Source organism: Rhodopseudomonas palustris, assembly GCF_003591005.1.
In the GTDB taxonomy this organism is placed as follows: Bacteria; Pseudomonadota; Alphaproteobacteria; order Rhizobiales; family Xanthobacteraceae; genus Rhodopseudomonas; species Rhodopseudomonas palustris_K.
Genome location: NZ_QYYD01000001.1, coordinates 83,263 through 95,452, shown reverse-complemented (window position 1 = coordinate 95,452; position 12,190 = coordinate 83,263). Strand labels below are relative to the sequence as shown.

Annotated in this window: 7 protein-coding genes; 5 read left to right on the top strand and 2 right to left on the bottom strand. The window is 66.9% G+C overall.

All coding sequences use genetic code 11. The features are described from left to right. Positions 1 to 7: 7 nt before the first annotated feature. The gene (locus D4Q52_RS00485; protein WP_234831011.1) at positions 8 to 1,147 is read right to left on the bottom strand and encodes an SPOR domain-containing protein; all 1,140 of its coding nucleotides are present in this window, start codon (positions 1,145 to 1,147) and stop codon (positions 8 to 10) included. 319 nt (positions 1,148 to 1,466) lie between these two features. On the opposite strand from D4Q52_RS00485, the gene glmU reads away from it, so the two are divergent. The 3 genes from glmU (at position 1,467) to D4Q52_RS00470 (ending at position 5,850) form a co-directional block, all read left to right on the top strand. Then, positions 1,467 to 2,825 (top strand): bifunctional UDP-N-acetylglucosamine diphosphorylase/glucosamine-1-phosphate N-acetyltransferase GlmU, encoded by a 1,359-nt coding sequence (gene glmU, locus D4Q52_RS00480; protein ID WP_119854580.1) that lies wholly within the window; start codon positions 1,467 to 1,469, stop codon positions 2,823 to 2,825. Between the two features lie 137 nt (positions 2,826 to 2,962). After that, a complete protein-coding gene (gene glmS, locus D4Q52_RS00475; RefSeq protein ID WP_119854579.1) occupies positions 2,963 to 4,789 on the top strand; it encodes a glutamine--fructose-6-phosphate transaminase (isomerizing) in 1,827 nt (608 codons plus the stop codon). A gap of 275 nt (positions 4,790 to 5,064) precedes the next feature. Then, complete coding sequence (locus D4Q52_RS00470) at positions 5,065 to 5,850, top strand: DUF502 domain-containing protein (protein WP_119854578.1); 786 nt, start codon at positions 5,065 to 5,067, stop codon at positions 5,848 to 5,850. Positions 5,851 to 6,031: 181 nt separating this feature from the next. Here D4Q52_RS00470 and recG read toward each other — a convergent pair whose 3' ends face one another. Continuing rightward, positions 6,032 to 8,134 carry an ATP-dependent DNA helicase RecG gene (recG, locus tag D4Q52_RS00465; RefSeq protein WP_119854577.1) on the bottom strand — a complete coding sequence of 701 codons (2,103 nt, stop codon included), beginning with the start codon at positions 8,132 to 8,134 and terminating at the stop codon, positions 6,032 to 6,034. Between the two features lie 155 nt (positions 8,135 to 8,289). On the opposite strand from recG, the gene D4Q52_RS00460 reads away from it, so the two are divergent. Together D4Q52_RS00460 and mfd are read left to right on the top strand one after the other, a co-directional pair. Continuing rightward, positions 8,290 to 8,580 (top strand): succinate dehydrogenase assembly factor 2, encoded by a 291-nt coding sequence (locus D4Q52_RS00460; RefSeq protein ID WP_119854830.1) that lies wholly within the window; start codon positions 8,290 to 8,292, stop codon positions 8,578 to 8,580. Beyond that, a complete protein-coding gene (mfd, locus tag D4Q52_RS00455; RefSeq protein WP_119854576.1) occupies positions 8,577 to 12,095 on the top strand; it encodes a transcription-repair coupling factor in 3,519 nt (1,172 codons plus the stop codon). Before D4Q52_RS00460 ends, mfd begins: the two co-directional genes overlap by 4 nt. Positions 12,096 to 12,190: the final 95 nt, after the last annotated feature.

Below are 12,190 nucleotides of genomic sequence, written 5' to 3'. Positions count from 1 at the left end.
GCTGTCGTCAGCGGATGCCGAGGATCGACGACAGCGGGCTCGGCTTGGGCTGCGGCGGCGGGGGTTGCTCTGTCGCAGGCGGCGGCTCCGCCGGGGCGGCCGTCACGTTCGGCTGCCGTTTGCGCGGCTGACGCGGCGGCGGCGCGGTCGACGCCAGCGGCAGGCGCTGGCCGTCGAATACCGTCGTCTCGCAGCCTCGATCAGCGCCCAGCGTGACGCACAGCTTCGCCGCCTCGGCGGCATCGTCGAACGGCCCGGCCACAAGGCGGAATTGCCCGCCGCTGACGTTTTCCTTGACCATGATGATCGGCCGCAGTTCGCCGAGGGCTTTGTGCGTCTTCGTCATGCGACGCCACAGGGTGCGCAGGCCCTCAACCGAGTTGGCACCGCCGAGGTCGACACCGAAGGACGTCCGCGGCACCGCGACCGGCGTGTCCTCCGACGCCTCGGCCTCCGGCACAGCGGCGGGCGCCGCCACGGCGGCGAGGCTTGCGGGCGCGCTCAGTTTGCTGGCGCCAGCGTCTGGCGGCGCCAGTACCGAGCGCGATGCCATCAGGGGTTGGCCGGGGGGCGGCATCGAGGCGATGGCCCCCGGCGCGGGTCGCTCGGACCGGGTCGGTTCAGGCTTGGATGCCGCGGGATCCGGTGTCGGTTGAGGCGCGACGGCCTGCGCAGCAGCAGGCGTGGATGCTGCGCTTGGCAGAGATGGCTCTGCCGCAGCGGTGGGTGGAGCCGACTCGGCGGCGCGCTTTGCAGGCGCAGGCATCACCGGCGCGTGCGCGGCGGATTGCGGAGCGGCTGCTTTGGACTCGACGCCGGCGACTGGTGGCGCGGCTTCCTTGACGGGGATCTCCGGCAGCAACGCGGCCAGCGCCTTGTCGGCCGCGGCCTGCGCTTTGGTCGAGGCCTGTGCCTTGGCGATCGAGCCTGTCACGGAGTCCAGGCCCTGCTCGAGCGAGCCGAGCCGAGCATAAAGCCGGTCGCGGTCGGCATTCAGCGTGTCGATCGCAGCGGCGAGGCGGGTCGCTTCGTGCTGGCTCTCTTTGGCCAGGCGCTGGATCTGCTGCGATTGCCGCGCCAGATCGGCGGCAGCGACTTGATCGCGGCGGCGCTCGATCGAGGCCTGGCTGGCCAGGATGGCGATCACCAGTGCGCCGAGCGACCCCGCCGCCCAAAACGCCAGTCGCCACTTGGCGCGTCCGTCGAGTTCCTCTTCGTCCGCCAGCAGACGCGTCATCCAACCGCTTGGTTCGTCGGTCGCGAAACTGTCCGCCAGATCGTCGCTCTTCCTCGCCATTCCGAACGCCTGAAACCCCTGTCGCATACGCGAATCACGACCCCAACATTATCAGGGAAATGTTCCGCCGCAGTCGCCCAGGCGTCACTTTGGCGGCCGGAAAGCCGTTTCCCCTCCGGCGCAAAACCCATTATGAGGGCGGCACATCGAGCTGACGGGATTGTTTGCCATGACCACGAGATCCAGCCTGACGATCGTGCTTGCGGCCGGCGAGGGCACGCGGATGCGATCGTCGCTGCCGAAGGTGCTGCATCCGGTGGCGGGCCGTCCGTTGCTGGCGCATGTGCTGGCGGCGGCGCCGCAGGGTGAGGGCAATCGGATCGCTGTGGTGATCGGCCCGGACCATCAGGCGGTCGCCGACGAGGTCAGGCGCTCGCGTCCTGATGCGGAGATCTACGTGCAGCACGAACGGCTCGGCACCGCGCATGCGGTGCTGGCCGCCAAAGATGCCATTGCCAAAGGTGCCGACGATCTCCTGATCGCATTCGGCGATACGCCGCTGATTTCCGCCGAGACGTTTGCGCGGCTGCGTGAGCCGCTTCGTCAAGACGCGTCGCTGGTTGTGCTGGGCTTTAGGGCGGCCGATCCGACCGGCTATGGCCGCTTGGTGGTCGAGGGCGGCCAACTCGCCGCGATCCGCGAGCAGGCCGATGCCAGTGACGACGAGCGGAAAATTACGCTGTGCAACGCCGGCGTGATGGCGATTGACGGCAAGATCGCGCTCGACGTGCTGGGCCAGATTGGCAATGCCAACAACAAGGGCGAGTACTACCTCACGGACGCCGTCGGTCTGGTCCGCGGGCGCGGCTTGACCGCAAGCGTGATCGAGACCGACGAGGACGAAGTCCGCGGCATCAACACCAAGGCGCAGCTCGCCGAAGCCGAAGCAGTGATGCAGAGCCGGCTGCGTCAGGCCGCGATGACTGCGGGCGTCACGCTGATCTCCCCCGAGACGATCCATCTTGCCGCCGACACGACCTTCGGCCGGGACGTGACGATCGAGCCCTTCGTGGTGATCGGCCCCGGGGTCAGGATTGCCGATGGTGCGGTGATCCATTCGTTCTCGCACATCGTCGACGCCAGCATCGGCGCCAAGGCGTCCGTCGGCCCCTATGCGCGGCTGCGGCCGGGCACGTCGCTGGGCGACGGCGCCAAGATCGGCAATTTCGTGGAGACCAAAGCGGCGCAGATCGACGCCGGCGCCAAGGTCAATCATCTGACCTATATTGGTGATGCCCATATCGGCGCGGGCGCCAATATCGGGGCGGGCACGATCACCTGCAATTACGACGGCTTCAACAAGCACAAGACCGAGATCGGCGCCGGCGCCTTCGTCGGTTCAAACTCGTCGCTGGTCGCTCCTGTGAAGATCGGGGCGGGCGCCTATATCGGCTCGGGCTCGGTCATCACCAAGCCGGTGCCGGACGATGCGCTGGCGGTCGAACGCAACGACCAGACGCTGCGCGAAGGCTGGGCCAAACGCTTCCGCGAAGCGAAGGCACGGGCCAAGACGCCGAAGCCGGAGTAGGTCGACGCAAAGTGGTTAACGATTTTACGCTTAACCCTGTCGCAATCGGCAATAATTATTGACTACCTTCGGTTTCGCCGAACTCGCTAGATAGTACTTGGGCCGGGGTCGCCGGCCGTCGGGAGAACTTCAACCGCATGTGCGGCATCATCGGCATTCTCGGACGTGGACCCGTTGCTGGGCAACTGGTCGATTCACTGAAGCGGTTGGAGTATCGCGGCTACGATTCCGCCGGCGTCGCCACGCTGGAGGGCGAGCAGCTGGCGCGCCGCCGCGCCGAAGGCAAGCTCAAGAATCTCGAGGCGCGGCTGGCGCGCGAGCCGCTGTCCGGACATTCGGGCATCGGCCACACCCGCTGGGCGACCCACGGCAAGCCGAACGAGACCAACGCGCATCCGCACGCCGCCGATGGCGTTGCCGTCGTGCATAATGGCATCATCGAGAATTTCCGCGAACTGCGGAACGAACTGCAGAGCGAAGGCGCCAAGTTCGCCAGCGAGACCGACACCGAAGTGGTCGCGCACCTGGTGAACAGCTACATCCGCAAGGGCGCCTCGCCGGTCGACGCGGTGAAGGCGGCGCTGCCACGGCTGCGCGGCGCATTTGCATTGGCGTTTCTGTTCAAGGACCACGACGACCTGATGATCGGCGCCCGCAAGGGCTCGCCGCTGGCGATCGGCTATGGCGACGGCGAGATGTATCTCGGCTCCGACGCTATCGCTTTGGCGCCGCTCACCGACGACATCAGCTATCTCGACGACGACGATTGGGTGGTGCTGACCCGCAAGGGCGCGCAGGTGCACGACGCCAAGGGCGACATCGTCCAGCGCGGCGTGATGAAGTCGGGCGCTTCGTCCTTCGTGGTCGACAAGGCCAATTACCGCCACTTCATGGCGAAGGAAATTCACGAGCAGCCGGAAGTCGTCGGCCACACGCTGGCGCGCTATCTCGACATGGATACGGAGCGCGTAGCGCTGCCGACCCGGCTGCCGTTCGACTTCAAGGATATCCAGCGGATCTCGATCACCGCCTGCGGCACCGCCAACTACGCCGGCTACATCGGGAAATACTGGTTCGAGCGCTTCGCGCGGCTACCTGTCGAGATCGATATCGCATCGGAATTCCGCTACCGCGAGGCGCCGCTGCGCAAGGGCGATCTGGCGATCTTCATCTCGCAGTCCGGCGAGACCGCCGACACGCTGGCGGCGCTGCGCTACGCCAAGGAGCAGGGACTGCACACGCTGTCGGTGGTCAACGTGCCGACCTCGACGATCGCGCGCGACAGCGAAACCGTGATGCCGACTTTGGCGGGGCCAGAGATCGGTGTCGCGTCCACCAAGGCTTTCACCTGTCAGCTCACCGTGCTCGCGGCCCTTGCGGTCGCGGCCGGGCGGGCGCGGGGCGAACTGTCCGAGGAAGACGAGTCCAAGCTGGTTCGTGGTCTGATCGAGCTGCCGCGACTGATGGCCGCGGCGCTCGCCACCGAGCACCAGGTCGAGCGGCTCGCCCGCGACATCGCCAAGTCGCAGGACGTGCTGTATCTCGGCCGTGGCACCTCTTATCCGCTGGCGCTGGAAGGCGCTCTCAAGCTCAAGGAAATCTCCTATATCCATGCCGAAGGCTACGCCGCCGGCGAGCTCAAGCACGGCCCGATCGCACTGATCGACGAGAAGATGCCGGTGGTGGTGATCGCGCCTTACGACCGCGTGTTCGAAAAAACGGTGTCGAACATGCAGGAGGTCGCCGCCCGCGGCGGCCGCATCATCCTGATCACCGACGCCAAGGGGGCCGAGGAGGCAACCGTCAAATCGCTGGTGACGATCGTGCTGCCCGATATGGCGGCGGCGTTCACCCCGCTGGTGTATGCGATCCCGGTGCAACTGCTCGCCTACCATACGGCCGTCGTCATGGGCACCGACGTCGATCAGCCGCGCAATCTGGCGAAATCGGTGACGGTCGAGTAGGCCGCGCCGCAAAACTGTTCCAGTCGGCTGTTGGCGGGAACGTCCGGACCGCTTATATCTCGCTGCATTCGGCGCGGGGCCTCGCGGCTTGCCCGATGCCGCTTTGGAGGCTTCTTGATCCGTTGGCCGCTTTCGGCCTCCGCGGATCGGTGGAAAGGGCCGCCGAAACCGGCCGTAGCCGAACGGTTCCAATGCCATTGGGCGCCGATCTGCAGTAGACTGGCTGCGCGCCGGCGCTTCGCCGCGAATTTGAATGTTGCCGACCTGGACGCCGCATGAACGATATGCCTACGCCGCCTCTCGGTGAGACCGTCCAGGATCCGCCGCGTGGATTCATGGGACGAATCCGCAATTACTTCCTGACCGGCCTGATCGTCGCCGGCCCGGTCGCGATCACCTTCTATCTGACCTGGTGGTTCGTGAACTGGGTGGACGGCTTCGTGCGTCCGTTCGTGCCGATGGATTATCGGCCGGAGACCTATCTGCCGTTCGCCGTGCCAGGCTCGGGGCTGGTGGTCGCGTTTGTCGCGCTGACGCTGCTCGGTTTTCTCACCGCCAATCTCATCGGCCGTTCGCTGGTGGATCTCGGCGAGCGGTTGCTCGGCCGCATGCCGGTGGTGCGTGCGATCTACCGCGGCCTCAAGCAGGTGTTCGAAACGCTGTTCTCCGGCAACGGCAACAGCCTGCGCAAGGTCGGGCTGGTCGAGTTTCCGTCGCCGGGAATGTGGTCGATCGTGCTGATCTCGCTGCCGCCCAATCCGGAGGTCGCGACCAGGATCCCGAGCCAGGAGGAGCACATCTCGGTGTTCCTGCCATGCGCGCCGAACCCGACCACCGGCTTCTTCTTCTACGTGCCGCGCCACAAGGTGATTCCGATCGACCTCAGCGCCGAGGAAGCCGCGACGCTGATCATGTCGGCCGGCGTGGTGCAGCCCGGCTCCGACCCGCAGAAGAAGATCGCCGCGCTGGCCGCGACCGCGCTCGCTGCCAAGAAGGCCACCGACGAGCCCGAGTCGGCATTCTCACGGCGCCGGATGAAGGCGCCGGATAAGGTCGATTAGTTAGCTTCGGTCGCGATCGAACCCTCACATTCGTCATTCCGGGGCGCCGCGCAGCGGCGAGCCCGGAATCCATAACCACAGACGCTGGTGGTGTGCGAGGAATCGCCGGCATTCAATCGCGAAGCCAGGGACTATGGATTCCGGGCTCGCGCTTCGCGCGCCCCGGAATGACGAACGCTGATTATCCCGCACCCAGCAGCGGAATCGCTTCGTCGCGCTCATACAAGTAAAGCAAACACCGGAGCGCTTCGCCTTGCTCGCCCTCCAGTTTCGGGTTGTCTTTGAGGATGCGCAGCGCTTCGTCGCGGGCCTGGGTAATCAGCTGGGCGTGCACTTCGGAGCGCGCGATACGATAGCCGGGCAGGCCGCTCTGCCGGGTGCCGAGCACGTCGCCTTCGCCGCGTAGTTTGAGATCCTCTTCGGCGATGCGGAAGCCGTCGGCGGTCTCGCGGATCACCCGCAGTCGCGCCGCCGACATTTCGCCGAGCGGCTCCTTGTACAGCAGCAGGCAGGTCGACGCTTCGCTGCCGCGGCCGATGCGGCCGCGCAGCTGATGCAGTTGCGCGAGGCCGAAGCGCTCGGCGTTTTCGATCACCATGATGCTCGCTTCGGGTACGTCGACGCCGACCTCGACCACGGTGGTGGCGACCAGCACGCTGATCTCGCCGCTGGCGAATTGCGCCATCACCCGGTCTTTCTCGGTGCCTTTCATCCGGCCGTGCACCAGGCCGACCTGATGATCGCCGAAGCGCTGACGCAGCGATTCGTAGCGCTGCTCGGCGTCGGTGAGCTTGACGTTCTCGGATTCCTCGACCAGCGGGCAGATCCAGTACACGCGCTTGCCCGCGCCGATGGCGCGGCCGATGCCGTCGATCACTTCGGGCAGCCGCTGTTCGGACAGCGCACGCGTATCGATCGGCTGCCGGCCGGCCGGCTTTTCGCGCAGCTCGGAGACATCCATATCGCCGAAATAAGTCAGCACCAGCGTGCGCGGGATCGGCGTCGCCGACAGCACCAGCACGTCGACATCGGCGCCCTTGCTGGTCAGCGCCAGCCGCTCGCGGACGCCGAAGCGATGCTGCTCGTCGACCACGGCGAGCGCCAGCGATTTGTAGATCACATCGTCCTGGATCAGCGCGTGGGTGCCGACCAGGAAGTCAATCTCGCCGCTCTGCAGCCGCGCCAGGATCTCGCGGCGCTCTTTGCCTTTCTCGCGGCCGGTCAGGATCGCGACGTGCAGGCCGGCGCGCTCGGCCAGCGGCGCGATCGTCTTGATGTGCTGGCGTGCGAGGATTTCGGTCGGCGCCATCAGCGCCGTCTGCTTGCCGGCCTCGGCGACCGCCGCGGCGGCGAGCAGCGCCACCACGGTTTTGCCGCTGCCGACGTCGCCCTGCAGCAGCCGCAGCATCCGCACCGGCTGCTGCAAATCCTCGGCAATCGCGGCCGCGGCGTCGCGCTGCGAATTGGTGAGCGCGTAGGGCAGCGCGTCGATGATCTTGTGCCGCAGCCTTCCGTCGCCGGCATTGCGCGCGCCGGCGGGGCGGCGGAGCTGGGCGCGGACCAGCGCCAGCGCCAGCTGGCCGGCCAGCAGCTCGTCATAGGCGAGACGGGACCAATACGGCCCGGCCGGCAGGATGTCGGTCGGCTCAACCGGGATGTGGACGCGCTGCAGCGCCTCGGCGAAGGGCGGAAAGCTGCAGCGGCGCAGCACCTCGGGGCTGATCCATTCCGGCAGCGCCGGCAGCCTGGTCAGCGCCTGCGCCACCGCCCGGCGCATCGCGCCGATCGCCAGCCCCTGGGTGAGTGGATAGACCGGGTCGATCTTCGGCAGCTTGGCGAAGCCTTCGGCGTCGACGACGCGGTCCGGATGCACCATCTGCAGCGTGCCGTCATAGAGCTGGCCGGTGCCGGAGACGTAGCGGATCTCGCCGACCGGCAGCAGCTTCTCGATGTATTCGGCCTTGGCGCGGAAGAACGCCAGGATGACGTCGCCGGTGTCGTCGCTGGCGTAGACCAGATACGGCGCGCGCGAGCGGCCGGGCGGCGGCGGGCGGTGGCGGTCGACGGTGACCTCCAGCGTCACCACGGTGCCGGGCTGGGCGTCGCGGATCTTGGGCCGGGAGCGGCGGTCGATCACGCTGACCGGCAGGTGCAGCAGCAGATCGGCCAGCCGCGGGGTGTCGTCGCGATCCAGCAGATAGCGGAACAGCTTGTCCTGCTTCGGACCGACCCCGGTCAGGCTGGTGACCGGCGCGAACAGGGGATTGAGCAGAGCGGGGCGCATCGAACCGGTTCGGGTGGCTGACGTTTGCTGCAGGCTTGAATGCATTTGGCGCGGATTGCAATGCGCCGCCGCGGGCTGACAGCCGCCGCGGCGGCGGCTATATCAGCTCCGCCCGGCACGTCCGGGCTTTCGTCGTTGACCGAAGGTTTCTCCCCATGACCGGCACCACACGATCGAGCGGCGGGCTCGATGACCGTCGCAAGCGCCTGCTGTTCCGCTGCTGGCACCGCGGCACCCGCGAGATGGACCTGATTCTCGGCCAGTTCGCCGACGCCGAGATCGGGACCCTGACCGACGCCGAACTGGGCGAGCTCGAAGCGCTGATCGAACTCAACGACCACGACCTCTACGCCGCGGTCTCGGGCGCGGACACGCTGCCGGCCGAATTCAAGAACGGGCTGTTCGAGCGAATCCGGACCTACGGCCACCAGGGCGGCGCGGCATGAAAAGTCCGGCGAAGTCACCGGCGGAATTGCTTGCGCCCGGCAAGGCGCTGACCTTCGCCAATGTGGCCGAAGGCGCCGAGGGACTGATCGTCTCCGATCTCGCCCGGGCGGTCGCAGCGCGGCCGAAGCCGCCGGCGGTGAGCCTTGCCGTGATCTGCCGCGACGGCCCGCGCATGCAGCAGCTCGCCCGCAGCCTGGAGTTCTTCGCGCCGGACGTCGGCGTGATGCAGTTTCCGGCTTGGGATTGCCAGCCCTACGACCGCGTCTCGCCACATGCCGGCATTCTGGCGCAGCGCGTTACCGCGCTTGCAAAGCTGTCGCGCCTGACCGGCAGCGACAAGCCGCTGATCGTGCTGACCACCGTCAACGCCGCCGTGCAGCGCGTGCCGGTGCGCGAGATCATGGCCGCGCAGGCGCTGTCGGTCGCGCCCGGCAACATTGTCCCGATGGATTCGGTGGTCGCCTGGCTCGAGCACAACGGCTACAGCCGCGCCTCGACAGTGCGCGAGGCCGGCGAATACGCGGTGCGCGGCGGCATCCTCGATCTGTTTCCGGCCGGGCTCGACCAACCGGTGCGGTTCGACTTCTTCGGCGACCAGCTCGAATCGATCCGCACCTTCGACGCCGAGACCCAGCGCACGCTGCACACCATGCGCGGCCTCGATCTCGTCCCGGTGTCGGAATTTCAGCTCGTCACCGAAACCATCCGCCGCTTCCGCATGGGCTACGTCGCCGCTTTCGGCGCGCCGAGCCCGGACGATCAGCTCTACACCGCCGTCAGCGAAGGCCGCCGCTATCCCGGCATGGAGCACTGGCTGCCGCTGTTTCAGGAGCGGCTCGATACGCTGTTCGACTATCTCACCGGGACGCCGGTGGCGATCGAGCCGCAGAGCGAGGACGCAGCGCGCGAGCGCTTCAAGCAGATCGCCGATTACTACGAGGCGCGGCGCGAGGCGATGGATCATCCGGGCTCCGGGGCGATCTACAAGCCGCTGCCGCCGGATCAGCTCTATCTCACCGAAAAGGAATGGGGCGAGCGGCTGGAAGGCCGGCCGCTCGTGCGGCTGACGCCATTCGATGTGCCGACTGAAGGCGGCTCGGTCATCGACGCCGGCGCACGCGCCGGGCGCAATTTTGCGCCGGAGCGCGCCGACGCCAACGTCAATGTGTTCGAGAAGCTGGTCGCGCATGTCCAGGCGCTGCAGGCCACGCGCAAGAAGGTGGTGATCGCGCTGTGGAGCGAAGGCTCGCGCGACCGCATGGCCAGCATGTTGAAGGACCACAAGCTGGTGAATCTCACCAGCGTCAATTCCTGGCGCACCGTGCAGGCGACGCCGCGCAATGAGGCGATGCTTGCCGTTGTCGGCCTCGAGTCCGGCTTCGAGACCGACGCCTTCGCGGTGATCACCGAGCAGGACGTGCTCGGTGACCGGCTGGTGCGGCAGCGCAAGGCCAGCAAGAAGCTCGACAACTTCATCTCGGAGGTCACCAGTCTGTCGTCCGGCGACATCGTCGTGCATGTCGAACACGGCATCGGCCGCTTCATCGGGCTGCAGACGCTGGAAGTCGGCGGCGCGCCCCACGACTGCGTCGAGCTGCACTACGCCAATGACACCAAGCTGTTTCTGCCGGTCGAGAACATCGAGCTGTTGTCGCGCTACGGCTCGGACGGCACCAATGTCGAACTCGACAGGCTCGGTGGCTCGGGCTGGCAGGCGCGCAAGGCCAAGCTCAAGAATCGCATCCGCGAGATCGCCGGCGAGCTGATCAAGATCGCCGCCGAGCGGCATCTGCGCCAGGCGCCGAAACTGCCGGTGCAGCCGCATCTCTACGACGAGTTCTGCGCGCGCTTTCCTTACGACGAGACCGAGGATCAGCTCACGGCCATCAACGCAGCGCTCGGCGATCTGGAGAAGGGCACGCCGATGGACCGCCTGGTCTGCGGCGACGTCGGATTCGGCAAGACCGAGGTGGCGCTGCGCGCGGCGTTCGCGGTCGCGCTCGACGGCAAGCAGGTCGCTGTCGTGGTGCCGACGACGCTGCTGGCGCGGCAGCACGCCAAGACCTTCACCGAGCGCTTCCGCGGCTTCCCGGTGCATGTCGGCCAGGCGTCGCGGCTGGTCAGCGCCAAGGAGCTGACGGGAGTGAAGAAGGGCCTCGCCGACGGCACGCTCGATATCGTCGTCGGCACCCACGCGTTGCTCGGCAAGTCGATCAAGTTCAAGGATCTCGGCCTCGTCATCGTCGACGAGGAGCAGCATTTCGGCGTCACCCACAAGGAGAAGCTGAAGCAGCTGCGCGCCGAGGTGCACGTGCTGACGCTGAGCGCGACGCCGATCCCGCGCACGCTGCAGCTCGCCATGACCGGCGTGCGCGATTTGTCGATCATCGCGTCGCCGCCGGTCGACCGCCTCGCGGTGCGCACCTTCGTGGCACCGCACGACCCGCTGATGATCCGCGAGGCGCTGCTACGTGAGCGCTATCGCGGCGGCCAGGCGTTCTACGTCGTGCCGCGGATCGATGATCTGGCGGAAGTGAAGGACTTCCTCGACAAGCACGTGCCCGAAATGAAGGTCGCGGTCGCGCACGGCCAGATGCCGCCGACGGTGATCGAGGACATCATGTCGGCGTTCTATGAAGGCAAGTTCGACATCCTGCTGTCGACCACTATCGTCGAATCCGGCCTGGATATTCCGAACGCCAACACGCTGATCGTGCACCGCGCCGACATGTTCGGCCTGGCGCAGCTGTATCAGCTTCGCGGCCGCGTCGGCCGCTCCAAGCTGCGAGCCTACGCGCTGTTCACGCTGCCGCAGCACGGCATCACCGCGCAGGCGGAGCGCCGGCTCAAGGTGCTGCAATCGCTGGAGACGCTCGGCGCCGGCTTCCAGCTCGCCTCGCACGATCTCGACATCCGCGGCGCCGGCAACCTGCTCGGCGAGGAGCAGTCCGGCCACATCAAGGAAGTCGGCTTCGAGCTGTATCAGCAGATGCTCGAGGAGGCGATCACCAATCTCAAGGCCGGCATCGTCGACGAGCCGGTCGCCGACCGCTGGTCGCCGCAGATCACCATCGGCATGCCGATCCTGATCCCCGAGGAGTTCGTGCCCGATCTCGCGGTGCGGTTGTCGCTGTACCGCCGACTCGCCGATCTCGACAGCAATGAAGAGATCGAGAATTTCGGCGCCGAACTGCGCGACCGCTTCGGTCCGCCGCCGGACGAAGTACGCTATCTATTCAAGGTCGCGGCCATCAAGGCCTATTGCCGCCACGCCAATGTCGAGAAGGTCGACGCCGGGCCGAAGGGCGTGGTGATCACCTTCCGCGACAACGCCTTCGCGCATCCCGACAAGCTCGTCAGCTTCATCCGCCGCCACGGCGATGCCGCCAAGGTGCGGCCGGACATGAAAGTGGTGTTCTTCCAGGTCTGGAAGACGCCGGAGGAACGGCTTGCCGGGACGACGGATATTTTGAAGCAGTTGGCCGAGCTGGCGGGGACCAAGAAGGCGGCGTGAGGACGGAGTTAGCTGACTACGCGTTCAGCCTCTCCCCGTCATTGCGAGGAGGCGAAGCCGACGAAGCAATCCAGCGCCGTGCACTGCGCTCATGG